Consider the following 24,654-nt stretch of genomic DNA (forward strand, 5'->3'; position numbering starts at 1 on the left):
ATCGCCTCACAATCCCAAGATGGTCGACGCGATGATGTTGCGCTGAATCTCGTTGGTGCCGCCGAAGATCGACGTCTTACGGTAGTTCAGATAGCGCGGCGCGGCCTCCTGCGCCCATGGGGCCGCATCGATTTCGCCCGCCGCGTCGAACGGCAACGCATCCGGCCCGGCGACCTCGATGAACAGCTCCGTCGCCGCCTGCTGAAGCTGGCTGCCGCGCAGCTTCAGAATCGACGAGGCCGGGTTCGGCTTGCCGTCGGCCTCCGATCCGCTGACCCGCATCTGCGTCAACTCCAACGCCAGCAGCTCGTTTTCCACCTCGGCGACCCGGGCGGCGAACAGTGGATCCTCCAGCAGCGTCGACCCGTTCACCCGCACCTGCGCTGCCCGCTGCTTGACCTGGGACATCCACAGCTTGGTGTTGCCGATGCGGGCGATGCCGGTGCGCTCGTTGCCGAGCAGGAACTTCGCATACGTCCACCCTTGGTTCTCCTCACCGACCAGCTGATCGGCGGGTACCCGGACGTCTTCGAAGAACACCTCGTTGACCTCGAAGCCGCCGTCGATCAACTTGATCGGCCGCAGCGTGATCCCGGGCGTCGACATCTCGGCGAGCAGGAACGAGATTCCCGCCTGCTTCTTGGGCGCCTCGGGATTGGTCCGGGCCAGCAGGAAGATCCAGTCGGCGTACTGACCGAGAGTCGTCCACGTCTTCTGCCCGTTGATCACATACGAGTCGCCGTCGCGGACCGCGACCGTGCGCAGCGACGCGAGATCCGATCCCGCCTCGGGTTCGGAAAAGCCCTGACACCACCAGATGTCGAGGTTCGCAGTGGGCGGCAGGAACCGCTCCTTGAGTTCCTGGGAACCGAACTGGGCGATCACCGGCCCGACCATCTTGGCGTTGAACGGCAGCGGCTCCGGCACGGCCGCCAGCTGCATCTCGTCCAGCCAGATCTGGCGCTGCAGCGGCGTCCAGTCCTTACCGCCCCATTCGACCGGCCAGCTGGGCACGGCCAGGCCGTGGGAGTTGAGAATCCGCTGGGTGGTCACCAAGTCGTCGGGATAGTTCAGCTCGCCTTCGCGCGCCCGCTCCCGGATCTCGGCGGGTATCTCGGTGGTGTAAATCCGACGCAGCTCGTCGCGAAATGCGACATCTTCGTCACTCAGCGCCAATTTCAAGGTCGACCCCGTTCTCTCGCGCTGCAACCGTAGCTAAACCGCTGTACCCGGTGCGCGGGGCATCCATGTGGGAAAACAAAGATCGGAAGCGCGCCGTCCTGTACCGATCGCTTCCCACTCCAATTTACCGCGGACCCCGGGGCTTGCGGCAAGGCCAGGGTGATACCGCACAATCGACCGTCCTGACCGAAAACTCGCAGCATCTGGGGGCATGTGACGACTCACGAACACAGCGACGAACTCCGCGAGGAGCAGCGGTATACAGACGGGCTGTACGCGCGGCTCGACGCCGAGCGCGCCCGGGTGCGCGACGCCTACGCTGCGGCGTTGGCCAGCCCGATCGACGTCAAGGACGGCGGGACGCTCGTGCAGCGGGATTCCGAGGTACGCGCGCTGGCGCGGGAGATGCGCCGGCTCGACGTCGCCGACAACGGGTTGTGCTTCGGCCGGCTGGACACCGTATCCGGGGAACGCCGCTACATCGGCCGGATCGGCATCTTCGACACCGACGACGACTACGAACCGCTGCTGATCGATTGGCGGGCACCCGCGGCGCGGCCGTTCTATACCGCGACCGGCGCCAACTCCGAGGACATGCGCCGGCGGCGTCAGTTCCTCACCCGCGGCCGCCGCGTGGTCGACTTCACCGACGAAGTATTGGGCCGCCCGGACGGTGCCGAATCCGACAGCGGAAGCGACGCGGCGCTGCTCGCGGCGGTCAACGCGCCGCGCGGCGACGGCATGCGCGACATCGTCGCCACCATCCAGGCCGAGCAGGACGAGATCATCCGGCTCGACCACCCCGGCGTCCTGGTGATCGAGGGCGGCCCCGGAACCGGCAAGACGGTGGTGGCGCTGCACCGCGTCGCATACCTGCTCTACACCCAGCGCAGACGCATCGAGAACCACGGCGTGCTGGTCGTCGGGCCCAACGCGGCGTTCCTGCGCCACATCGGCCGCGTGCTGCCGTCCCTCGGCGAGACGGACGTGGTGTTCATGACGACCGGGGACCTGCTGCCAGGGATGCACGTCACCGCCGAAGACACTCCGGAGGCCGCGCGCGTCAAGGGCTCGCTGGCGATGCTCGACGTGCTGGCGGCGGCGATCGCGGACCGGCAGCGGGTGCCGCGGCAGCCGATCCCGATCGAGCTGGCGGATGTCACGGTGCGCATCGACGCCGAAACGGCCGAATGGGCGATCCAGGAGGCGCAGGCAAGCGGGCGCCCGCACAACGAGGCGCGGGCGGTGTTCCTCGACATCGTCACCTATGTGCTCACCGAACGGGCGATCGCGCGCATCGGGCGCGGGTGGCTGACCCGCGACGACGCCCAGGCGTGGGAGGAGCTGCGCAGCGATCTCCTCGAAGAGCTCGCGGACAACAAGGATTTCCCCGCGGCGGTGGACGAGCTGTGGCCGGTGCTCACGCCGGGCGACCTGCTGTCGTCGTTGTACAGCTCGCGCGAGCGGCTGCGCACGGCGGGCGCCGATGCCGCGCTGTGGCGGGCCGAGGGAGACGCCTGGACCGTGTCCGATGTGCCGCTGCTCGACGAACTGATCGACCTGCTGGGCCCCGACAAACCCGTCGGCGCCTCCGCCGAGCAGCAGCGGCGGACCGAAGCCGAATACGCCGCCCGGGTGCTCGACATGATGGTCAGCCGCGAGGATCTGATGTCCGACGAGGATCATCTGCTGGCCACCGACCTGCTCTACGCCGAGGACCTGGCCGAGCGTTTCGAAGAACGCGACACCCGCGAACTGGCGGAACGCGCTGCCGCAGATCGGGATTGGACATACCGGCACGTCGTGGTCGACGAGGCTCAGGAGCTGTCGGAAATGGAGTGGCGGGTGCTGATGCGGCGCTGCCCCAGCCGGTCGTTCACGGTGGTCGGTGACCTCGCCCAGCGCCGCTCGGTAGCCGGGGCGACATCGTGGGCGGCGATGCTGGAGCCGTACGTGACGGGCCGCTGGGTGTACCGGTCGCTGTCGGTGAACTACCGCACCCCCGCCGAGATCATGTCGGTGGCCGCCGCGCTGCTTGCCGAGTTCGCCCCGGGGGTGCAGCCGCCCGAATCGGTGCGCGCGACGGGTGTGCACCCGTGGGCGCGTCGCGTCGCGGCCAGCGAATTACCTTCTGCCATAGCGGAATTCGTCGATAGCGAAGCGCAACGCGACGGCACCAGCGTGGTGATCGGCCCGCGCGGTGTGCCCGGCACGGTCCCGCCGTCAAAGACGAAGGGGTTGGAGTTCGACGCCGTGCTGGTGGTGGAGCCCGACCGGATTCTGGCCGAGGGGCCGCGGGGTGCGGCCGAGCTGTACGTCGCGCTGACCCGCGCCACGCAACGGCTCGGCGTGCTACATGTGGCTGCATTGCCGGGCGCGCTGAGGGGACTCGCGGAAGAGGGACCTACTTCCAGGCGAAAACGGGTTGCTCCAAGTCGTTGACCGGGTCGTGACGGCCTTCCAACCCGAGCCACCGCAGCTGCAGCAGCACCGCACCCGTGGGCGCATGAATCAGGTCGTTTCCCAGGGGAATCTGCACAACCGGCCGCGGGCTCTCCGGGATCGTGATGAAGCGCGGCGAGTCCTCGCGTTGCAGTTGATGCAAACCGACCCGGTAGACGGCCAACACCTCGTCGGGTGCGGGGCGTGGATCGAGGCGGCCGCCGCCCCACATCACCACCGGGGTGATGACGTAGCCCGACCGGGTCGGGTAGTCGTCGAGCAGTCCGAGCACAGTGTCGACGGACAGTCGGATGCCGACCTCCTCATCGAGTTCGCGCAGCGCGGCGTCGACGGCGGTCTCGCCCGCGTCCAACCGACCGCCCGGCAGCGCCCACTGAGCGGCGTGCGATGACAGCCGGGTAGCCCTGCGGCACAGCAGAAAAGCCGCACCGCCGGCAACATTGACCATGCGGCCGTCGAGGCCGGCCAAGCCGGCGTCGCGACCTTCGTTCCACCCTTCGACGTCCACGGGGTCGACGCGGTCGTCCCCTGCCTCGGAGTCAACGAGCACGACGGCGACAGCTGCGTGCCGCTTGTCCGGGTCGGTGACGCTGCGGCGGTCATGCCGTGACAAGTTGGCGCGGATCCGGTCGCGCAGGGCGGTGTCGTAGGCAATCGTCACGCGTCGACCATAAGCACACGGGCCCCTGGGTTCAGACGAGGGCGTGGCGGTGCTGGTCTTCCGGCTCGCCCGCGGCGGCCGCGAAGTTGTCCAGTGCGGCGCTGAGTTGCTCGCGCTGCCGCTGCGTCATCTGCCGCAGTATCCGGCGGACCGCGGCGCGCCGGTGACGGATCACCCGGTCGATCAGAGCCTGCCCTTCGGACGTCAGGCTGAGTGTGATGTTGCGGCGGTCGCTGGGATCCTCACGGCGGTCGACCATCTGGATCTTGATCAACCGGTCACAGATGCGGCTGGCATTGGACGGGCTGACCTCCAAGCCCGCCGCGACGGTGGCAAGGTTGATGGCGCCGCGGGTCGCGATCATCATCATCACCCGCAGCTGGGGCACAGTGACGACATCATCGACCTCGGCGATCGACGCCGCGGTGATCCCGACGAACGCACGTGACGCCCGCATGACCGCTTCGACCTGCTCAGCCGATACGGTGCCCCGGTCGTTCTTCGCCATCGCCGCCCCCTCTAATTGTTGCCTAAGCGCAATGATTAGTTGTTTGCAACTAATGCGTACCGGCAAGTCAATGTTTTATGCAAGCACTGACCGTAGCCCCCGAACAAACAGATTCGCTCCGCGTCGAGGAAATCGCCGAGCCGGAAGCCGAGCCGAACGAGCTCTTGGTCGACGGGCTGGCGGTCGGCGTCTATGGCACCGACAAAGAGATCGCCGCAGGCTCTTACGGCTGGGCCCCCCAGGGGAAGGACCGGTTGGTCCTCGGCCATGAGTCGCTGGGCCGGGTGGCCGCCGCGCCGGACGGCACTGACTTCACGAACGGCGACCTGGTGGTGGGGGTGGTGCGCAGGCCCGACCCGGTTCCCTGTGAAGCCTGCGCACACGGGGAGTTCGACATGTGCCGCAACGGCCGCTACACCGAGCGTGGCATCAAAGAGCGCGACGGTTACGGCAGCCAACGCTGGACCGTCGAAACCGATTACGCGGTGAGGCTGGATCCGCGCCTTGCGGACGTCGGCATGCTGCTGGAGCCGACAACCGTGGTCGCCAAGGCGTGGGAGCAGGTCAATCGGGTGGGCGAACGCGCCTACTTTCACCCCCGCCGTGCGCTGATCACCGGCGCGGGACCGATCGGCCTGCTGGCGGGACTGCTCGCCGTGCAGCAGGGGTTGGAGACACACATCCTCGATCGGGTCACCGACGGACCCAAGCCGGGCATCGTCAAAGCACTCGGGGCGACTTATCACCATGACGACATCGACGACGTCGCATCGCAAATCGAGCCGGACGTCGTCATCGAGGCAACGGGGGCGGGACCGGTGGTGTTCGGGGCCATTGCCGCCACGGCGACCTACGGCATCGTCTGCTTGACCGGGGTGTCACCCAAGGGACGCGCGCTGAAAATCGACGCCGGAGCTGTCAACCGTGAACTCGTTCTGGAAAACGACGCAGTGGTCGGCTCGGTGAACGCCAACCTGCGCCATTACCGACAGGCCGCCGAAGCGTTGGGCGAGGCCGACAAGGACTGGTTGGCGAGCCTGATCAGCCGGCGGGTCCCGCTGCACCGGGCGAAGGAGGCGTTCTCGCCACAGCCCGACGACGTCAAGGTCGTGATCACGCTCGACGACGCTCGCTGAACCATGACGGGGATCGAGGACTACGCACTGCTGGGTGATCTGCACACGGCCGCGCTCGTCGGCCGCGACGGCGCTATCGACTGGCTCTGCCTGCCGCGGTTCGACTCGCCCGCCTGCTTTGCCGCCTTGCTGGGCGGACCCGATGCAGGGAGCTGGTGCCTGGCGCCGGTGCGTGGCGGTCAGGCGACCCGTCGGCGTTACCGGGACGACTCGCTGGTGCTGGAGACTGATTGGGTCACCGGCGACGGCAGCGTGCGGATCATCGATTTCATGCCGCCCCGGGGCAAGGCGGCGGATGTCGTCCGCATCGTGGAGGGAATCAGCGGCCGCGTACCGATGACGATGACGCTGCGGCTGCGGTTCGAGTATGGCCACGTCGTGCCATGGGTGCGGCGACGCCACGGCGGTCTTTCGGCCATCGCAGGCCCCGATGCCGTATGGCTGCGCACCCCCGTCGACATGCACGGCGAGCACCTCACCACGGTGGCCGAGTTCATCGTCGCCGAGGGGCAACGGATTCCCTTCGTGCTCACCCATCAACTGTCACACCTGCCGCCGCCGGACCCGGTCGACGCCGATAAAGCCCTCCGTGAAACCGAGCAGTGGTGGGGAGAGTGGATGTCACAGTTGCGCTACGACGGGCAGTGGCAACCAGAAGTACGCCGCGCGTTGCTGTTACTGAAGGCGCTCACCTACCAACCCACCGGCGGGATACTCGCCGCGGCGACCACGTCACTGCCCGAACAACTTGGCGGTCCTCGCAATTGGGACTACCGATACTGTTGGCTGCGCGACGCGACCTTCACGCTGCAGGCGCTGCTGGGCACCGGCTTCGTCGACGAGGCGCGGGCCTGGCGAGAATGGTTGGTGCGCGCGGTCGCTGGTGACCCCGCTGACCTGCAGATCATGTATGGCCTTGACGGACGTCGCCGCCTGCCCGAATCGGAGCTGCCGTGGCTCGCCGGATATGAGAACTCGAGTCCCGTCCACGTCGGCAATGCCGCGTCCGCTCAACTTCAGCTCGACGTGTGGGGAGAAGTCCTCGACGGCCTGCATCTGGCCAGAGAGTCGGGGTTGCCCACCGACGAGGTAGCCTGGGATGTCCAGGCCGCGCTACTCGACTTCCTGGAAAGTCATTGGGACCAACCCGATTACAGCCTGTGGGAGATGCGAGGTCCCGCGCGCCAATTCGTGCACTCCAAGGTGATGGCGTGGGCAGGCGTCGACCGCGCAGTGCGCACAGTCGAGAACCAACACCTGCCAGGACCGCTGCATCAGTGGCGGGCCCTCCGGTCCAAGATCCACCACGACATCTGTTCAAACGGATACAGCACGTCCCGCGAATGTTTCACCCAAGCTTATGGTTCCGACGACCTTGATGCGGCGCTGCTGCTGATGCCACGTGTCGGGTTCCTTCCCTACACAGATCCCCGCATTGTCGCCACCGTGAAGGCCATCCAGGAGGAACTCAGCTGGGGTGGCCTGCTGTTGCGGTATCTCCCCCAGGCGAGTGACGACGGGCTTCCCGGAGCCGAGGGCGCCTTCCTGGCGTGCACATTCTGGTTAGTCGATGCGCTCGACGGCATCGGCCAGCGTGAGCAGGCCACCGCGCTTTTCGAGCGTCTGCTCGATCTGCGCAACGACGTCGGGATGCTCAGTGAAGAATACGATCCGGAGACCGGTCGTCAATTGGGTAACACTCCACAGGCTTTCAGCCTCGTCGGACTCATCAATAGCGCACGCCAACTGAGCGGTCACCACACCGGTACCTCGGCACACGTCCGAGAACAGGACCTGTACGTGACTGGCTGATCACACCTATTCGTATGTAGCAATAGTTGCGGTATAGCAAATAACGGCGTACCAAGGAGATAGATGCCGCTCAGCAGTCCCCAGGAAGAAGCCCGTGTTCGCCGACCCTCCCGCTGCGCCATGTTCGAACGACGAGCTTCGGCGCGAACTTTGGCAGCTGGAATGCAAGCTTGCCAGCCAGGCTGTGATCGAACAGGCCAAAGGCATGTTGATGGGTGCTTTCGGCCTGAGCTCCGATCACTCCTTCGAGGTGTTGAAGTGTCTGTCGCAGTCCAACAACATCAAGTTGCGCGAGGTCGCCCACTACGTCGTACAGCTATGGACGAGTCGCGGTCCCCGCGCCGATGTCGACGAAGCGTCAGCATTTCTGGTAGCCCTCCATCGACACTTGGCAAGCGAAAGTAACGTCAGCTAACCGGGATTCCGCGGCGAACCCTCGGCATTGGCCGCTGCGAGCATCGCATCTATCCGGTCCTGGTCGACCGCGACCCCGGCCGCGGCGGCGAGCGTGCTGATCTTGCCGATCGGAATGTCCTCGAGCATGCGTGTCACCGCGACACCCTCGGGCAGAGCCGCGGCCAGCAGGGGTCCGGCGACCGGGTGTGAGAGCACCTCACTGATTGACGATGACCGAGACAACGGCAGGCGGACATCATCACCGATGACGTCAACGTGCACTGTAGCCCGGATGTCTCGGCTCGATGCGGCGATTTCGACGCTGTAGCGGCCACCCTCGACCACCCAGGCATCGACGCGAATATCCCAGTAGGCGAGATCTTTTCGGCGGATGGTCAAGACGATCTCGCGGCTCTCCGCCGCCGCAAGCTCCACCGAGGCGAAGGCCTTGAGCTCGCGCGGCGGTCGCTGCACCGCCCCGTCGGGCAACGCGGTGTACGCCTGCACGATCTCGCGACCCGCGACGGCACCGGTGTTGGTGACGGTGACGCGAACGGTGATGTCGCCGTCGGCGCCAACAGTCGCCGCCGCATCGCGGTAGCCGAAGGTGGTGTACGACAGGCCGTGTCCGAACGGGAACGCCACGTCGAGGTCGCGGGCGTCGTACCAGCGGTACCCCACGAAGATGCCCTCGCCGTAGCGCACGCGGGAGAACTCGCCGGGGAAGTCCAGGTAGGCGGGTGTGTCCGCCAGGCGGCGCGGAATCGTCTCGGTCAGCTTTCCCGATGGGTTCACGTCGCCGAACAGCACATCGGCGATCGCGCCGCCGCCGGCCTGCCCCAGAAGCCAGCCTTCGACGATCGCGGGCACCGTGTCGGCGAACGGCAAGGCAACGACACCGCCGTTCGACACCACCACGACCGTGTTCGGGTTCGCCTCGACGACGGCGTCGACAAGCGCCAGCTGCGCTGCGGGCAGGTCGATGTGGTCACGGTCGTAGCCCTCGGACTCGTCCTGCTCGGGCAAACCGACGAAGACGACGGCCACGTCGGCGGCGGCTGCGGCCGCGGCGGCCTCGTCCGTCGTGTGACCCGCGGTGTAGGTGACGGTTCCCGATGCCGCAGCCCGTATTTCGTCGATTGGTGTGTCGAGGCGGGTCGGTGTGACCTGCGACGAGCCCGCCCCTTGGTACCGCGGTTCGACCGCCAACGCCCCGACCACGGCGATGCCGGCATCCTTGGCGAGCGGGAGGACGGCGCCGACGTTCTTCAGCACCACGATGGAGCGGGCGGCCGCTTCCCGTGCGAGCGCATGGTGCGCGTCGACATCGAAGACGTCGCGGCCGGCGGCGGCGGCGGTGGGCGGGTTCTGAGCCTTGCGCACCAGGGCGAGCACCCGGTCAGCGGCGGTGTCGAGGCGCTCCTCGGAAAGGATGCCGTCCTCGACGGCGGCAACGATGCGCTGAGTTGAGGCCTCGGAGCCTGGCATGTCGAGGTCTACGCCGGCCGCCAGCGACGCCACGCTGTCGTCGACCGCTCCCCAGTCGGACACCACCACCCCGTCGAAGCCCCACTCGTCTCGCAGCACCGTTGCCAGCAGCCACGGATTATGCACTGCCGCAATGCCGTTGATGCGGTTGTACGCGCACATGACGGTCCAGGGTCTGGCGTCTTCTACGACGCGTTCGAAGCCACGCAGATAGATTTCGCGCAGCGGCCTCGCGTCGACGTCGGCGCTGACGCGCATGCGGTCGCGCTCTTGGTTGTTGGCCGCGAAGTGCTTGGCCGACGCGCCGACACCTCTGCTCTGAATACCCGCCACCATCGCCGCCCCGAGAACTCCTGAGACGACGGGATCTTCGGAGAAGTACTCGAAGTTGCGGCCGCACAACGGCGACCGCTTAATGTTGATGCCCGGTCCGAGCAGCACGCCCACATCCTTGGCCGCCGCCTCCGCGCCGAGCGCCGCACCCACGCGCTCGACGACGTCGACGTCCCATGAACAGCCGAGCCCGACAGCGGGCGGAAAGCAGGTTGCCCGCTCGCCGTGTTTGCGTACGCCGTGTGGCCCGTCGGTCAACATGATGGAGGGAATGTTTTGCTCTTCAATGGCTTTCGTGTACCAGAAGCGCACACCGCTAATCAGCGCCGCCCGTTGCGTCAGCGTCAGATCCTGGGTGCTCATGTCGCCGGTACGGTGATGCGTGACAGCGCTTCTCGTATCGGGTCGGGAATCGCTACCGCGTTGCGGCTCTCCCGATCGACGAAGACGTGCACGAAATACCCGGCGGCCACCGCCTCGTCGCCGGCCTCCGTGAAGACCCCGATTCCGTAGGTCACCGACCGGCGGGACAGCTTGTCGACGCGCAGGCCGGCGCGCAGCGCCTCTGGGTAGGCCACTGGGGCGCGGTAAGCGCAGTGCGATTCCACCACCAGTGCGATCACCGGCGAGGCGTGGATGTCGAGGCCGCCTTCGGAGATCAGGAAGTGGTTGGCCACAGTGTCGAAGTAGCTGTAGTAGGTGACGTTGTTGACGTGGCCGTACACGTCGTTGTCCATCCACCGCGTGGTGATCGGCAGGAAGTACCGGTAGTCCCCGGCGCGGTGGTCAGCGGGCATAGGCGGCCTCGAAGAACCCCAACTCGAGTTGCATCGCCCTGCCGTATGCGTCGCGAACGCGCGCCGTGTCGTCGGCCTGATCGTCCAGCAGCCGTTCCAGGGACGAAGCGATGTCGGCGAATCCAGGATCGGCATAAGTCTGCACCCATTGTGCGTACGGCCCGGCCCGCCCCGCGTCCAGCGACGCGCCGATGAAGGCGTACAAGCGCATGCACGGGGTCATGGCCGCATAGATCACGCCCAGCTCTTGCGTGGCGGCGGTGGCCAACAGGAATTCGGTGTAGGCCAGCGTCGCGGGCCACGGTTGGACCCCGGCCATGTCGATCCCCCACTCGGCGGCATAGGAGGCGTGCAGGCCGAGCTCTTGCCGAACGCCGGTGAGCAGATCGGCCAGGGTCAGCAGCGTTGCGGTGTCCGGGCTACGCGCCAGGGCCAATGCATAGGCGCGGGCGAACGATTCGAGGAAGAAGGCGTCCTGCGCGATGTAGCCCGCGAACAACTCGCGCCGCAGAGACCCGTCGCCAATGCCGACGACGAACGGATGTGCAAGGGCGTCGGCGGCCATACCGGAGTTGTCCGACCACAGCCGGTCAGACAGCGTCACGGCCGCCCGCTCAGCGCTTCAGCCAGCCTTTGACGGTGTCCAGTTCCCTGGACGTCGACATCAGGATGTTGTCGCGGTACAGCGCGCCACCGCTGATGGCCTGGTCGCCCTGCCACACGATGTGCACGCGTTCGGGCCGACGCAGGTAATAGTCGCTGCGATCGGCGTCCCGGTGCTGCCAACCGGCCTCCTCCGCGAGCAGGGACACCTGCTGGCGCTCGCCGCTCGACGTCATGGACCTACCTCCTCTATCGCCCGCGTACGTTATCCAACCCTGTCCAGGTGACGATAACGGCCCAGGTCAGCGGGCCTGGATGGGGCGGTCCCCAACTACCGCCGCGGCGGCCTTCGTTCAATCCGGAATTTCTCAATCGTTATTCAGGTTTGTCTCAATTGTCACATGGGTAACTTCGGTAACAGTGGTGGAGGTAGCCACCACTGGCCACAAAACCGAAGAAAGAGATGAATGGACCACATTGATGAACACTGTCCTCTACTTCCATCCCAACGGCACCGCCTATGAAACCCGCGCCTACAGCAAGGCCGACGTCGCACAACTGGTCAGCGACCGCGGGCTGCAATGCCTGACCAGCGCTGACCGGCAGTTCGACTTCTGGTTCAGCCCCTCGACCCAGCCTTGCCAGCGCGGGATCAACCGCACCGCGACCGAACTGCTGTTGGCCACCACGAACCTCACCGCGAAGACGGTGCCGCTGCTGCGCGGTTGCGTCGTCGTCGCGACCCATGACAGCGACGGCGACCTCGACGGGCTGAGCTGGACCCAGTTGGATCTGCTCGTCCGCAGGAGCGGCTCGCTGACCAAACGCGACGACCGCGTGCTCAACCGCCGCATCGCTCGCGAGGGCCGCCGTCAACAGCGCCGCGCGCAAGCCGCCAAGCCCGTCGGGGTCCGTGCGACGAGATCGCGCACACCCGTCGCTCACTGAGCCCGGGCGGTGCCCGGGCGTGGCTAGTGTGCAGCCATGAGCCTGGTCACCTATGAGCTAGCCGATCACGTCGCCACCATCACCCTCAACCGTCCCGAGGCGCGCAATGCCATCAATGGCGCGCTCCGTCAGGACATCAACGCGGCGTGGGAACGCTTCCGGGACGACGAGGACGCCTGGGTAGGGATCCTGACCGCGAACGGGGACGTTTTCTGCGCCGGCGGGGACCTGAAGGACTCCGAGGGAACGGTGGGCACCTTCGGTGGCACCTTCTGGGAGAAGCCGACGATCAACTCGTTCGAGAGCGGCATGGAGCTGTTCAAGCCGACGATCGCCGCCGTGCAGGGACCGTGCATCGGCTATGGCCTGACCGGAGTCCTGTTCTGCGACTTCGTCATCGCCAGCACCGCCGCGACGTTCTCGTTCCCGGAGGTATCGCTCGGGATGCCCACCGTCGTCGGCGCGATCCGGTTGCCCGAACGTGTGCGGTGGGCCGACGCGATGGAGTTGCTGTTAACGGGCCAGCCCATGACGGCGCAGCGTGCCAAGGAGATCGGTCTGGTGTGGCGGTTGGTCGAGCCTGACGACTTGCAGTCGGAGGCGTCGACATGGGCGCGCACGCTCACCGCGGCGGCGCCGCTTGCCCAACGCGCCACCAAGGAGATCGCCTGGCGCACGGCCGACATGGGCTGGATCGAATCGGTCCGGTTCGGGGAGACCATGCGCAAGGTGGCCGCCGCTACCGAGGACGTGTCGGAAGGAATTCTGGCCTGGCGCGACAAGCGCTCGCCCAGGTGGCGCGGACGCTGAAGTCAATGCCATCGGTCAGGCTCGCCGCAACAGCAGCATCTCGCCGGTCAGTGCGCCAGCGGCTAGCAGATCACCGATCTGGTCGCTCTGGCGTTGCGCCAGCTGCCATGTCCGCGACGCGCCGTAACGCTCGGCGAGGGCGTCGGTGACGGCGTCGACGCGCTCGTTCCACTCCGGCGGGATGGCGGGCAGATCTGCTGTGCTCCGCCAGGCGTCGATCCGGAGCCCAGCCCTGTCGATCAGCTCGCTTAAGCCATCTGGAGAGGGAAAATTGTTGCCCTCGGGCTGTTCTGGGCCGATCCGCTCGCGCGCGACGAACGCGAGCAGAGCAATTCTGCCCGGGGCACGCACAGTTCGCCGTAACTCCGTGAGCAGCTCCAGCTGCCGGGGCGTGGTGCAAAGCACGCCCAACGACCAGCTGGCGTCGAACGAGTCATCACGGATGGGGAGTGCGGACGCGACAGCCTGCACCACCGGGAAGCCAAACAACCGGCGGGCCGCGCGGCAGGCCCCTGCCTCGGGTTCGACGAGTACCGGCGCCACGCCGACTGCCTGCGCCGCATATGCCGCAGGGCCTCCGACTCCGGCACCGCAGTCGAGCAGCGAGTCCGACGCCGCTAAGTTCAACTGGTCGATGATCCAGTCGAGCGCAGCGGGGCTACCGCTGCCCCTGCAGCCCGCGGGGATGAAATAGTCGGGTCCGAGATCGACGGCCACTTCCGCTGTCCATTCCGCCACCGTGTCGAACTCGGCGTCCATCGGTTCGGTCATGCGGCTACCTCGTCCTTGATGCGGTTCCCGACTTCGGCCTTGATCTCAGCGCCGATTCGGGTGCCGGAGCCGGAGGCCAGTCCTGAGAGATTCACACCGGCCACGCCGTCGATCGACAACAGCGTTCGCGCTTCCGCCACCGCGGCGGCGATTCCGGCTGCGACCGGGTCGGCGGCGTCGAGCACGTGCTCGACCACTGCCTTGTCGAGTTCCAACCCGGGCAACCCCTGCAGAACGGACGCCGAGACTATGTCGGTGAACACCGCGACCCCCGCGATCACCGGTATCGACAATCCCAACGATCGCGCCCGCGACATGAAGTCGGCGATCATCTCCGGAGCGGGCACATGGTTGAGCACCGCCAAGCTGGCACCTGCACGCTGCTTCTCGAAGAGTCGCTGTGGTCGCGCGAATACCGGTGGCGCGGTTGGCGTTTCGGGAGCTGCCGCCACCATGCCGAGCGATGCGGCGAGTGACACCAGCCGCGGGCCGTCGAGGTCGAAGGTTTGGGTGACATCGGGGCGCACATCGTAGCCGCGCCCGTCGCCGGTGACGCACAGCACTGTCTGTACGCCGAGGCTGCGCAGCCCGCGCAACTCCTGCTCGAGAACGACGCGATTGCGGTCCCGGCAGGACAACGTGATCCACGGCGACACGCCCGCCTCGAGCAGCAGACCGCCCATGAGAGTGGGCGGGAAGTCGGGCCGGTTCTGGTGTTCGCCGACGAGCACAGCGTCAGCTGACGGTGCGAGGATGCTCGCGGTGGCCACCGCGTCGGCAGCGTCGAACGGAGTGCAGCTGAAGTCAGCGAGCACCAGCGGCGCCTGAGCCGCCCGGCCGTGCGCCTCGGGCCCCGACCACGGCACCACGTCGGGAAACGCACAGGGCCCCGGACGCATCTCACACTGCCCGTCGGGACGGACGCCACCGCAGGGCCCGTGGCGCATCCGCTTGGGACATCCGCGGTCCGTTGACAATCGCACGCCTCTCTCGTCTCGGTGTTCGCAGGCATGTACCCGCGACGCGGGCGACCCACGCACGATTGCGCGGACGGACATGCGGGTACGTGACGGATGACGCCGTTACGGATTACCGCAAAATTGTCATGGCGGTGCCCCGGACTCGAGAGGAAGACAACGATGACATCGCAGGAACCCGCCAAGGAATCCGACGAAGTGCTGACCACTCCGGCCACTCCCGGAGCCGAGGCGCTGCCGACGACCGATGAGGAGGACGCGTCGCAGGAGTGACCGTCGGCTCACCCGCGAATCAAGTGGCACCGCGGCCGAAGTAGAGCTCCTGGGTGGCGATGCAGACCAGCTGCCCGGCGCGGTTGTACAGCGTCGAGGTGGTCAACCCGCGGCCGGCAATGCCGCTCGGCGAGAACTGGTCGGAGAGCACCCAATCCGACAGATCCACTGGCCGGTGAAACCACAGCGCATGGTCGATCAGCGCATTGAAGGTGCTGACCGGTGTCGCGCGCCGCATCCCGAGCGCAGCCTCGACCATGCTCGTGCCCGTGAGATAGGCAAGCAAGCAGCTGTGCAGCACTTCGTCGCCGGTAACGGGCTCGGCGGGCCGCCACCACATGCGCAGGCGCGGAGAGGGCTCCGGCAGGTCCAGTGCCAGCCGCGGCGGCGCGTCGACGTAACGCCGCTCGAACGGTTGCGGACGCACCCAGTGGCCGTCCAATTCGTCTGCGTAACAAGCTAATTGCTCCTGCACGGGCTGCAGCGAGTCCGGATCGGGAACGTCGGGCTCGGGCATCTGGTAATCGAGCGACTCAACCCGCTCGCTCAACGACACCAGTGCCTCGAGAAGGATCTGGCCGTCCTGGCGGGCCGTCACCTGACGGGTGGACAACGTGCCGCCGTCGCGCGCCGGGTCGACGTGCAGGTCGACAGGAAACCGGGCGTCACCGGCCCGCACGTAGTAGACGTGCACGCTGTGTGGCGACCGGCCCGGCGCGGTCCGGCTGGCCGCCATGAGCGCCTGCCCGGCGATGTGGCCGCCGACGATGTGGTGCGCGGGATTGTCGAGCTGGGTGGCGACGAAGTGGTGGTCGTCGCGGCGATCCACGTCCAGGGTGGCGATGATGTCAGTTAGCGACGGCGAGCGGTAAGTCACCGTGGCATCATGCCCGCGGTCGGCCGAGCGGAAAAATCACGCGCCGAGCGCGGACGGCGCCTGCGGCGCGCGGTCGTGCGGTTCTTCGCCGGCCGGCCCGAACTTCGAGCCCGTCTTCTCGAGACGACGTTCGAACAGCCGCTGCAGCGGCGTGGCGACGAAGGTGGTGACGATCGTCATCAGCGCCAAGATCGTGTAAAGCCGGGCGGAGATGAGGCCCTGCTCGAACCCGATGTTCAGCAGAATCAGCTCCATCAAACCGCGGGCATTGGCCAGGGCGCCCATCGAGCTGGCCTCATACCAGCTCATTCCCTGCCAGCGCGCCGCCAGCCCGACCGCGCCGAACTTGGCGGCGAACGACACGACGAGCACTAGCCCCGCCATGAACAGGGTGGCACCGTCGAAGATCAAATCGAGCCGCGTATTCAACCCCGAATAGATGAAGAACGCGGGCAGCAGTAGATAAGCGACCAGCGGTTCGAACCGCTGTCGGATCGCGTCGAGCAAGGCGCCGCGCGGCATGACGGCTCCGGCCACGAAAGCGCCGAACACTGAATAGATTCCGACCGCGTCGGTGAACCAGCTGGCGGTCAACACCACGAGGAGCACGACGCTGGTGTGCGCGATCGGCAGACCGCCGGTGCGTTCAACCTCGGCACGCGGCGGCGTCCACGTCTCGAGCCTGCGAAGCAGGGGCCGCCCCGCGTACACCATGAACAGCAGGTAGGCCAGCCCGCCCCCGACGGCAAGGAACGCGCCGAACAGGGTGCCCTTCGCCGTGGCCACAACCGTCGCCAGCAGAACCCACGAGCACGCATCGTCGACCGCGGCGCAGGACAGCGACATCGTCCCCAGGCGCGTGTCGAGCAGCCCGGACTCGTAGATGATCCAGGCCAGCATGGGGAACGCGGTGATGGCGACGGCCGCGGCGACGAACAACCCGCCCTGCCACGGTACGACCTCACCGGTGAAGTAGCCGCCGAGGCTGACCATCCACCACCCCACGACGCCGCCGAGCACCAGCGGGACACCGACGCCGGCGGCCGACGTGACCCCGGCCTGCCTGGTGTGGGCGCTGAGGATGTCGAGCTTGAACGAGGCGCCGACCAGGAACATGTAGAGCACGAGTCCCAGTTGGCCGACGACATAGATCGCCGTGAGGTTCGGATGCGTGATGGTTTCGGCACCGATGGTCAGCTTCGTCGGAAACAGCCACCGCTGTCCGGCGGGCCACAATAAGCCGAGACCCGAAGGGCCGAGGAGGAATCCGGCCACCATCATCGCGATCACCTGTACCTGGGCCAGCCGCCGGAACAGCGGCCACAGCAGCCGGTAGGTCACCAGGATGACCGCGATCTGCAGGAAGAAGTGGTAGGTGATCGCGAGCAACGAGGGCATCGGAACTCCTAGCCTCGATCCGACCAACGGAATACCGACAGACAACCGATCAGACCCGCGACGCTCCACGCGGCAAGTACCAAAAAGATCCGCCCGTGTTCCCAGCTGCCTGCCGGTTCGAAGACCTCCATCTGAGGGGGCAACAGCACCGACCGGAAGCCTTGGGCGATCCACTTGACCGGGAAGATCGACCCGAGCACCAGCATCCACGTCGGCAGGATCATCAGCGGAACGTATGTGCCGGAAAGGAATTGCAAACCGACCGCCGGGCCGTTGGTGACGACGGCGGCAGAAACCGCGTTGCTGGCGATGTTGCTGATCAATATGCCCAACAGCGAGCAGCTCGTGATACCCAGGATGAACACCCAGGTCAGCGTCAGCCATCCGGAGAGGCCGTCGGGCAGCCGCAGGCCGAAGACGAGAACGCCGACGGCCAGCAAGATCACGGCCTCGGCGACGCTGACGATCGCGACGAGCATGACCTTTCCGATGAAGTACGACGTCGCCGTGGCTGGTGTGCCCCGAAGCCGTCGCAGGGCGCCGGTATCGCGGTCGGCGGCGATGCTGATGCCCAGGTTGATGAACGACGTCGACAGGATTCCGTAGGCCAGCATGCTCGCCGCGATCACCGCGCCGGTGCTGATGTCGCTGTTGGGCAGTTTCGCCGTGAAGATCGAACCCAGCAGCAGACAGATCACCGCAGGCATCGAGAACGTGAGGGCCACCTGTTCGGGCCGGCGGTAGAACATCTTCAATTCCGGTAGCACGCGCGACAATCCGATACGCGCGGCCGACGGCAGCGGCGCTTTCGATTCGGTCCTGCCGTGCCGCCGCGGCGATGTCGCGACCCGATGCTCGACGACCATCACGCTGCGCCGATCAAGTGTAGGTAAGCGTCCTCCAGCGACGGCCGAAAGACGGTGAGTCCCGCCAATTCTCTGCCATCCCCGCTGCGCTTGTTGATCAGCGCGGTCGGGTAGTGGGTGATCTCCTCGTGCACCTCGCCGTCCTCCACCCATCGAACTGTCGCCGCGGAGTTCACGTGTTCGGTCAGCCTCGTCGGCGAGTCGACAGCCACCACCTTGCCGTCGGCGATGACCGCGACGCGGTCGGCCAGAGCGGCCGCCTCCTCCAGATAGTGGGTGGTCAGCAGGATCGTCGTGCCGTCGGCCGCCAGAAGCCTGATGAGCTCCCAGAAGTGCCGCCGCGCTTCGGGATCGAACCCGGTCGTCGGCTCGTCCAGGAACAGCAGTTCCGGCTTGCCGACAATGCCAAGCGCGACGTCGAGCCGGCGGCGCTGGCCTCCGGACAGCGTCCTCACCCTCGACCCGGAGAGGGCCCCGAGGCCGACGAGGTCCAGCACCTCCCCCGGGGTTCGAGGTGTGCGATAACAGCTCGAGAACATCTGCACTGTCTCATGCACCGTCAGCATCCCGGCGTCACTGACCTCCTGCAACACGATGCCGATTCGGTCGCGCCATTCTCGGCCCGCCGAGCCCGGGTCCTGCCCCAGCACGCTGACCCGCCCGCGATCGCGTTTCCGGTGACCTTCAAGGATCTCGATGATGGTGGACTTCCCGGCCCCGTTCGGGCCGAGGATCGCGAAGATCTCGCCGTAGGCGACGTCCAGATCGAGATCGTGCACCGCAGGCGTCTGACCGTACGCCTTGGCCAAGCCCTGGACGTGAACAGCCGGGGTAGAGGCAGACGTCATGGGTTCGGCACCTCCGCCTCGGGCGCGGTGGCGTCGGCTTCCAGGTCGGCCAGCAGCTCACGCAACTCGCTTTCGGACAGCCCGTCGACGAGCTGCTCCACGTCGGCGTCTGTGGCGGGCGACTGTTCCTCCGCTAAATCCGTTGCCGCGGCGAGAGTTTCACCGTGAATCGCACGGAGCTCGGCGAGCACTCGCGCGGATAGTGAGTTCACGCTGACGCCGCGCAGAATTTCCAGCACCGGCAGGTCGATCGAAAAGATCGTGTTGACCCGCACCCGTAAGTCCATCGCCATCATGGAGTCCAAGCCGAGGTCGTCCAGCACGTCGTCGGGCTCGATATCGGATACGGCACAGTCGAATACGTCGGCGACGATTCGCCCGAGGTGCTCGGCGACCACCGTAGGCCTGTCGGCTTCTGGCGCGTCAGCGAGAACGTCAAGCAGCGAGGCGCCTGAATCCGGTTGTGCCGATGACGATCCAGAGTGCTCGAGGTCAGCGAACATCAGCGGCAGCCGTTGGCTCAGTCCCGCGCTGCGAGCGCGGTTCCAGTCAGCCGATATCGCGACGACATGGGGGACCTTCTGACCGATCAGCCGGTCGAGGATGCGAGTGCCGAGGGCGGGCGTGATCAACTCGATTCCTCGTTGCGCGTACGTGTTCTCCAGCTTTAGCTCCTCGACCATCCCCACAGACCACGGGCCCCATCCGATCGTGAGTGCCGGACGTCCCTGCGACTGGCGGTAATACGCGAAGGCATCGAGAAATGCGTTGGCCGCTGCATAGTTGGCCTGTCCCGGTGACGCGACGGTGGATCCTGCGGAACCGAACATGACGAAGAACTCGAGGTCGTGCTGCCCGAACACGCTGTGCAGCACGCGGGTACCGGTGATCTTGGCTGCCACCACAGCGGCGTAGTCCGCTTCGGACATGTTGATCAGCAGTTTGTCGTCGACCGCTCCTGCAGCGTGAATGATTCCGCGCACCGGCCGGCCGCCCTGCCGCACGTGGTGGTCGCGCCACGTCGTCATCTGCTCAGCGTCGGTGATGTCGACACTGGCGACAGAGATCTGTGTGCCGAGGCGTTCGATCGCCCGGATCGCCTCGACAGTCGTGAAGTGCCTGTCCTCCTTGGTCATCGCCGCCCAGCACGTCCGGTCGGGGAACGTGCTGCGGCCCATCAAAACGATGTGCCGCGCGCCGCGTTCGGCGAGATAGCCGGCTACGACGCGGCCGAGCGCTCCCGTGCCGCCCGTCACGATGTAGGTCGCATCCGCAGAAAGCTTGGTGGGAAACGGCTTTGTCAGGTCGCGGCAGATGCGCAGGCGCGGGACGAACGTCTCGTCGCCGCGGATCGCGATCTGGTCTTCGGGAGATGCGCCGAGAAGATGCGCGCAAATGCGCGCTGCTGACCTCTCGCAGTCATCGTTTGGGTCGATGTCGATGAGGCCGCCCCACAGTTCGGGAAACTCCTGATGGCCGATCACTCGACCGAGTCCCCAGAGGGCAGCCTGGTCGGCCCCGGTCAGATCGGTCCCGGGCGCCGGTTGCGCGTTGCCGGTGACCACGTGCAACCGCGCGGCGCCGCTACCGTGTGCCGCGAGCGCTTTGACGAGGCGCAGCACCGTGAAGGCACCTAGCTGATCTGCTTGTTCGGCGCGCGCCGGCATGTCGAGCGGCCAGCAGTCGACGATGCCGGTCAACCCGCCGCGGTCGCCGAGGTGCCGCTCGAGAGACTGGTCGAGCCGTGCGGCGAAATCCGAGTCCGACGACTCGACGCAACGCACCTTCTGCCCGCGTCGGCGTAGTTCGTCGGCAAGCCGTGCGCCGACGCCGGACGCGTCGGCGAGAATCAGCCAGGACCCGGTCCCCGGGACATCTGCGTCGGGTATCGCCGCCGCGGTGTTGTCGAAAACCTTTGGCGACCATTCGAGCTCGTAGAGTGCCCGGTCGATCCGGTCGAGCGACATGCGCGCCGACGCGCCAAGCGATTGCACGGCGAACCCCTCGAAGACGGCGAGCCGGTTCCCGTCAGGGTCTGTGATGGCGATGTCGCATTCGACGGCTTCCCGGGTCGCCGACAGCACACGGACATGAACCCGCATGTGCGGCTGCGGCGAGCCGTATACCGCGCAGTGGCGGACACGGGTGGGCAGATAGGGCTCGTTGGTGTCCTCGTGTCCGGAGAACGGTGCGCAGAACAAGGTCTGGAAGGCCCCGTCGACCAGTACGGGGTGAAACCGGTAGTCGTCCAGGTCGTCGGCGACGCCGTCCGGAACGGTGATGTCTGCGACGGCCCAGTCGTGGCCGGCGGTCACCGCGACAACCGAGCGGAACGCGTCACCGTAACCGAAACCCAACGCTTGCGTGCCGCGGTAGAAGTCCTCGCCGCTCGTCGTCGTCAGCGGCCCCGCGCCGTCGGGTGTCTCGTCGCGGCCGCGCGAGACCGGCAGCGTGGTGAGTTCTGCGGTTGCGGTGATCGCCCATTTGAGGTCCCCGTCGGCGGTGGCGGTGAATGCCGCGAACTCAAGGGAGCCGTCCGCCTCGTTGAGGGTGGTACGCAGCACGGGATCACACGTCTCGTCGAGGATGACGGCACGGTGAAGCACGAGGTTGTCCACGCTGTGGTCTGATCCGTAGGTGAGTTTGGCTGCGGCCAAGGCCATTTCGACGTAGACCGCTGCCGGTACGACTACGCTTCCCTGCACGCGGTGGTCCTGCAGCCATCTGTTGGTGACCGGGTTCAGTTCGGCCTCCCAGGTGGGATGCACGGCCCGCACCGGCTGTCCGAGCAATGGGTGCACGGGTCGGTAGTAGAGGGCCTCCTCGGCTTCGTGTGTTTCGTCCCAGTAGCGTTTCGTCTGCCACGGGTACGAGGGCAACTTCACGTATCGGGCCCCGCTGCGGGGATTGACAGCGTCCCAGTCGACGTCGTGTCCGTGACAGTGCAGTGCGGCGACGCACATCATAAGCGTGCGGGCGTCGTCGTGATCGCGGCGCTGCGCCGCAATCACCGAAACCCGTTGCGAACCAGCAGTCTCCACGATCGGCGCGGCCAGCACGGGGTGGGGTCCGAGTTCGACGAAGTGCGTGTACCCGTCGTCCAGCATCCGGCGAACCGCCGGTTCGAACAGCACGGAGGCGCGGATGTTCTGCCACCAGTACGCTGCGCCGGCACGGTAACCGTGCAACCGTTCACCGGTGACCGTCGAAAACAGCGGCACGGTGGCGTCGTCCGACGACAACCCGTCCAACGCCTCAAAGAGGTCGTCCTTGATCACGTCCATGTAGTGAGTGTGATAGGGCACCTTCACGGCGAGCATCCGACTGAAAACGCCCGCCTTGTCCAGCTGGCGAGCGATCTCGTCCAGCACTTCGTCGTCACCGGCGATGGTCAGCGCCGACGGGCTGTTGACGGCGGCCACCGAAACACCCTGCCCGAAACGGCTTTCCAGCTCCCCATCGAGTGTCTGCAGCAGGCTGTCGGCGTCGAGCCCGACGGCGAGCATGCGGCCTCGCCCGCTCGTACGCTGTTGCAGCCGGCTGCGGTGGTAGATCACCTCGATCGCCTGCTCGAAGGTCAGCAGACCGGCCAGATGGTGGGCGGCGACTTCCCCGGCGCTGTGTCCCACCAGAGCATCGGGCACGATGCCGAACTCCGCGAGTTGTCGGGCCAAGGCGACCTGGATGGCGAAGTTGGCGGGTTGCGCGATTTCGGTTTCGCCCATCCGGGATCGGGTTTCGTCGCAGCGCAGTTCATCGACGAGAGACCAGTCCGCGTAGCGGGACAGTTCCTTGTCGCTTCGCAGAATGCTGTCGGTGAACGCGGGAAAGACGTCGAGCAGCCCGCGGCACATCCGCCACCACTGCGGTCCCATGCCGGTGCAGACGAACGCCAGCTTGGATGCGCTGGGTTCGGTGCGGGCGGCGGGGATCTGGCCGCCGTCGGCGACCGCCCGGAGTTGTTCTTCGGCGTCGGCGACGGTTTCGGCGATCAACGCTTGACGGTAGGTGTGGTGGGTGCGGCGCCGGCTGAGTGTGTAGGCCAAATCCGTCAGCGCGATGTCGTCGTCTGCGGCCAGCTGCTCCGCCAGCCGGCCGGCGGTCTCAGCCAGCGCTTCGCTGCTGCGCGCCGAGATCGGCAGGACGGCGACGGGAAGAGGGCGGGCGATCTCGTGGCGAGCAGCAGGCGGGGCGCTCGGGGGTTCGGCGAGGACGACGTGGGCATTGGTGCCGCCGAACCCGAACGAGTTGACACCCGCGATCCGCCGCAGGCACGCCGGGAAGGGCCGGCCCGCCGCCGGAATGTCGATGTTGAGATCGTCCAGGCAGACCTGTCGGGTCGGCCGCCGAAGATGCAGATTGGCCGGTACGTATCCGTGTTGGAGGACTAATGCCGCTTTGATCAGCCCGGCAATCCCGGCACCGGCTTCTAGGTGGCCGATGTTCGTCTTCACCGACCCGATCAGCAATGGGCGCGCTGCCGGCCGCTGTGTGGCCAAAGCACCGGCCAGCGCCCGCATCTCGATGGGGTCGCCCACGGGCGTGCCTGTGCCGTGCGCTTCGACGTAGCCGACCTCACCGGGGGCGACGCCGGCCCGCCGGAGCGCTGCCGTGATGGCCGCCTCCTGCGCTTCTCCCCGCGGCACGGTGATGCCGTCGGTGTGGCCGTCTTGCGACACCGCTGACCCGAGAATCTGGGCGTAGATGTGGTCGCCGTCGCGGACCGCGTGCTCTACCGGCTTGATCAACACGACCGCGCCGCCCTCTCCGCGGGCATAACCGTCGGCTGAGTCGTCGAATGCCTTGGACCGCCCCTCCGGGCTCAAGAAGCCGCTCTTCGATTCGGCGATGGCGGTGTTGGGGCCAATCATGATGTTGACCCCGCCAGCGAGGGCATGGTGGCATTCGCCGTTCCAAATGCTCTGCGCCGCAAGGTGTACCGCTACCAGCGAGCTGGAGCACGCGGTGTCGACCGACATGCTGGGTCCACGGAAGTCGAAGGCGAACGAGATCCGGTTCGCCAGCATCGTCATCATCATCCCGGTGGCCGAATGCGGCTTGAACCGGTAGCGGCTGGCGCGGCCCTGATTCTGCAACAGCTGATAGTCGAGGGTGAAGCCGCCGATGAAGACGCCGACGTCGGTGCCGGCCAGCTGGTCGGCTGGAACGCCTCCGTCTTCCAGCGCCTCCCACGCCACCTGCAGTAGAAGGCGCTGCTGCGGATCCAACGAATGGGCCTCGCGGGGAGAGATGCCGAAGAACTGCGGGTCGAATTGGTCGATCTGATCGAGGAATCCGCCTCTGCGGGTGACGATCTTGCCGAGCTTCGCCGGGTTCGGATCGTGATACCTGGCGGCGTCCCACCGCGTGCCGGGAACGTCGCGGGTCGCGTCGACGTCGTCGCACAGCATCTGCCAGAAGCTTTGTTGCGAGTCGACGCCGCCGGGGAACCGACAGCCGATCCCGACGATCGCCAACGGTTCGGGGGTCTGCATGGAGGTGCCTGG

The 24,654-nt window shown here is 66.7% G+C and carries 20 protein-coding genes; 6 read left to right on the top strand and 14 right to left on the bottom strand.

What is annotated here, in order from left to right:
* Positions 1-6: 6 nt before the first annotated feature.
* Positions 7-1,182, bottom strand: a complete 1,176-nt coding sequence (locus A5651_RS06835) for an acyl-CoA dehydrogenase family protein (RefSeq protein ID WP_066977166.1) — start codon at positions 1,180-1,182, stop codon at positions 7-9.
* Between the two features lie 213 nt (positions 1,183-1,395).
* Here A5651_RS06835 and helR point away from each other — a divergent pair, with 213 nt between their 5' ends.
* On the top strand, positions 1,396-3,624 hold the full coding sequence (helR, locus tag A5651_RS06840; protein WP_066977169.1) for an RNA polymerase recycling motor ATPase HelR: 2,229 nt from the start codon (positions 1,396-1,398) through the stop codon (positions 3,622-3,624).
* Here the strand turns inward: helR and A5651_RS06845 are convergent.
* Together A5651_RS06845 and A5651_RS06850 are read right to left on the bottom strand one after the other, a co-directional pair.
* Positions 3,587-4,306: a CoA pyrophosphatase gene (locus A5651_RS06845; protein WP_066977172.1), complete on the bottom strand. Its 720-nt coding sequence runs from the start codon at positions 4,304-4,306 to the stop codon at positions 3,587-3,589. The genes helR and A5651_RS06845 overlap by 38 nt on opposite strands.
* A 31-nt stretch (positions 4,307-4,337) precedes the next feature.
* The gene (locus A5651_RS06850; protein ID WP_066977175.1) at positions 4,338-4,814 is read right to left on the bottom strand and encodes a MarR family winged helix-turn-helix transcriptional regulator; all 477 of its coding nucleotides are present in this window, start codon (positions 4,812-4,814) and stop codon (positions 4,338-4,340) included.
* A gap of 77 nt (positions 4,815-4,891) precedes the next feature.
* Here A5651_RS06850 and A5651_RS06855 point away from each other — a divergent pair, with 77 nt between their 5' ends.
* The 3 genes from A5651_RS06855 (at position 4,892) to A5651_RS06865 (ending at position 8,177) form a co-directional block, all read left to right on the top strand.
* Positions 4,892-5,950 (top strand): glucose 1-dehydrogenase, encoded by a 1,059-nt coding sequence (locus A5651_RS06855; RefSeq protein ID WP_066977178.1) that lies wholly within the window; start codon positions 4,892-4,894, stop codon positions 5,948-5,950.
* A gap of 3 nt (positions 5,951-5,953) precedes the next feature.
* Positions 5,954-7,762, top strand: a complete 1,809-nt coding sequence (locus tag A5651_RS06860) for a glycoside hydrolase family 15 protein (protein ID WP_066977182.1) — start codon at positions 5,954-5,956, stop codon at positions 7,760-7,762.
* 94 nt (positions 7,763-7,856) lie between these two features.
* Positions 7,857-8,177, top strand: coding sequence for an ANTAR domain-containing protein (locus A5651_RS06865; protein ID WP_066977185.1), 321 nt, complete (start codon positions 7,857-7,859; stop codon positions 8,175-8,177).
* Here A5651_RS06865 and A5651_RS06870 read toward each other — a convergent pair.
* The 4 genes from A5651_RS06870 to A5651_RS06885 are packed head-to-tail and all read right to left on the bottom strand — an operon-like array spanning position 8,174 to position 11,615.
* On the bottom strand, positions 8,174-10,342 hold the full coding sequence (locus A5651_RS06870; RefSeq protein ID WP_066977188.1) for a glycoside hydrolase family 3 C-terminal domain-containing protein: 2,169 nt from the start codon (positions 10,340-10,342) through the stop codon (positions 8,174-8,176). The two genes, A5651_RS06865 and A5651_RS06870, sit on opposite strands and share 4 nt — an antisense overlap.
* Positions 10,339-10,776 (bottom strand): thioesterase family protein, encoded by a 438-nt coding sequence (locus tag A5651_RS06875; protein ID WP_066977192.1) that lies wholly within the window; start codon positions 10,774-10,776, stop codon positions 10,339-10,341. The genes A5651_RS06870 and A5651_RS06875 overlap by 4 nt, the downstream gene beginning before the upstream one ends.
* On the bottom strand, positions 10,766-11,380 hold the full coding sequence (locus A5651_RS06880) for a TenA family protein (protein ID WP_066977195.1): 615 nt from the start codon (positions 11,378-11,380) through the stop codon (positions 10,766-10,768). The genes A5651_RS06875 and A5651_RS06880 overlap by 11 nt, the downstream gene beginning before the upstream one ends.
* A 10-nt stretch (positions 11,381-11,390) precedes the next feature.
* Complete coding sequence (locus tag A5651_RS06885; RefSeq protein ID WP_066977198.1) at positions 11,391-11,615, bottom strand: hypothetical protein; 225 nt, start codon at positions 11,613-11,615, stop codon at positions 11,391-11,393.
* A 244-nt stretch (positions 11,616-11,859) separates the two neighbouring features.
* Here A5651_RS06885 and A5651_RS06890 point away from each other — a divergent pair, with 244 nt between their 5' ends.
* Together A5651_RS06890 and A5651_RS06895 are read left to right on the top strand one after the other, a co-directional pair.
* On the top strand, positions 11,860-12,327 hold the full coding sequence (locus A5651_RS06890) for a hypothetical protein (RefSeq protein WP_066977347.1): 468 nt from the start codon (positions 11,860-11,862) through the stop codon (positions 12,325-12,327).
* A gap of 36 nt (positions 12,328-12,363) precedes the next feature.
* Complete coding sequence (locus tag A5651_RS06895; RefSeq protein WP_066977200.1) at positions 12,364-13,137, top strand: enoyl-CoA hydratase/isomerase family protein; 774 nt, start codon at positions 12,364-12,366, stop codon at positions 13,135-13,137.
* 15 nt (positions 13,138-13,152) lie between these two features.
* Here the strand turns inward: A5651_RS06895 and A5651_RS06900 are convergent, their stop codons facing one another.
* The 7 genes from A5651_RS06900 to A5651_RS06930 form a co-directional block, all read right to left on the bottom strand.
* Positions 13,153-13,908, bottom strand: coding sequence for a class I SAM-dependent methyltransferase (locus tag A5651_RS06900; RefSeq protein ID WP_066977204.1), 756 nt, complete (start codon positions 13,906-13,908; stop codon positions 13,153-13,155).
* Positions 13,905-14,885, bottom strand: a complete 981-nt coding sequence (locus tag A5651_RS06905) for a methylenetetrahydrofolate reductase C-terminal domain-containing protein (RefSeq protein WP_255361790.1) — start codon at positions 14,883-14,885, stop codon at positions 13,905-13,907. The genes A5651_RS06900 and A5651_RS06905 overlap by 4 nt, the downstream gene beginning before the upstream one ends.
* Positions 14,886-15,177: 292 nt before the next feature.
* Positions 15,178-16,035, bottom strand: coding sequence for an acyl-CoA thioesterase II (locus A5651_RS06910; RefSeq protein ID WP_066977210.1), 858 nt, complete (start codon positions 16,033-16,035; stop codon positions 15,178-15,180).
* A 36-nt stretch (positions 16,036-16,071) separates the two neighbouring features.
* Positions 16,072-17,433: a cation:proton antiporter gene (locus A5651_RS06915; RefSeq protein ID WP_066977214.1), complete on the bottom strand. Its 1,362-nt coding sequence runs from the start codon at positions 17,431-17,433 to the stop codon at positions 16,072-16,074.
* Between the two features lie 8 nt (positions 17,434-17,441).
* Positions 17,442-18,299: an ABC transporter permease gene (locus tag A5651_RS06920; RefSeq protein ID WP_066977219.1), complete on the bottom strand. Its 858-nt coding sequence runs from the start codon at positions 18,297-18,299 to the stop codon at positions 17,442-17,444.
* Positions 18,299-19,147, bottom strand: a complete 849-nt coding sequence (locus A5651_RS06925) for an ABC transporter ATP-binding protein (protein ID WP_066977222.1) — start codon at positions 19,145-19,147, stop codon at positions 18,299-18,301. Before A5651_RS06925 ends, A5651_RS06920 begins: the two co-directional genes overlap by 1 nt.
* Positions 19,144-24,642: a type I polyketide synthase gene (locus A5651_RS06930; RefSeq protein WP_066977224.1), complete on the bottom strand. Its 5,499-nt coding sequence runs from the start codon at positions 24,640-24,642 to the stop codon at positions 19,144-19,146. The genes A5651_RS06925 and A5651_RS06930 overlap by 4 nt, the downstream gene beginning before the upstream one ends.
* Positions 24,643-24,654 lie beyond the last annotated feature (12 nt).

It is taken from the genome of Mycobacterium sp. 1274761.0, assembly GCF_001668615.1.
Taxonomy (GTDB): Bacteria; Actinomycetota; Actinomycetes; order Mycobacteriales; family Mycobacteriaceae; genus Mycobacterium.

Excerpts from the sequence above, each read along its gene's own strand:
- A5651_RS06850 (WP_066977175.1), bottom strand. The coding sequence starts at position 4,814 with ATGGCGAAGAACGACCGGGGCACCGTATCGGCTGAGCAGGTCGAAGCG.
- A5651_RS06855 (WP_066977178.1), top strand. The coding sequence starts at position 4,892 with ATGCAAGCACTGACCGTAGCCCCCGAACAAACAGATTCGCTCCGCGTC.
- A5651_RS06860 (WP_066977182.1), top strand. The coding sequence starts at position 5,954 with ATGACGGGGATCGAGGACTACGCACTGCTGGGTGATCTGCACACGGCC.
- A5651_RS06870 (WP_066977188.1), bottom strand. The coding sequence starts at position 10,342 with ATGAGCACCCAGGATCTGACGCTGACGCAACGGGCGGCGCTGATTAGC.
- A5651_RS06875 (WP_066977192.1), bottom strand. The coding sequence starts at position 10,776 with ATGCCCGCTGACCACCGCGCCGGGGACTACCGGTACTTCCTGCCGATC.
- A5651_RS06885 (WP_066977198.1), bottom strand. The coding sequence starts at position 11,615 with ATGACGTCGAGCGGCGAGCGCCAGCAGGTGTCCCTGCTCGCGGAGGAG.
- A5651_RS06890 (WP_066977347.1), top strand. The coding sequence starts at position 11,860 with ATGAACACTGTCCTCTACTTCCATCCCAACGGCACCGCCTATGAAACC.
- A5651_RS06895 (WP_066977200.1), top strand. The coding sequence starts at position 12,364 with ATGAGCCTGGTCACCTATGAGCTAGCCGATCACGTCGCCACCATCACC.
- A5651_RS06900 (WP_066977204.1), bottom strand. The coding sequence starts at position 13,908 with ATGACCGAACCGATGGACGCCGAGTTCGACACGGTGGCGGAATGGACA.
- A5651_RS06915 (WP_066977214.1), bottom strand. The coding sequence starts at position 17,433 with ATGCCCTCGTTGCTCGCGATCACCTACCACTTCTTCCTGCAGATCGCG.
- A5651_RS06920 (WP_066977219.1), bottom strand. The coding sequence starts at position 18,299 with ATGGTCGTCGAGCATCGGGTCGCGACATCGCCGCGGCGGCACGGCAGG.
- A5651_RS06925 (WP_066977222.1), bottom strand. The coding sequence starts at position 19,147 with ATGACGTCTGCCTCTACCCCGGCTGTTCACGTCCAGGGCTTGGCCAAG.
- A5651_RS06930 (WP_066977224.1), bottom strand. The coding sequence starts at position 24,642 with ATGCAGACCCCCGAACCGTTGGCGATCGTCGGGATCGGCTGTCGGTTC.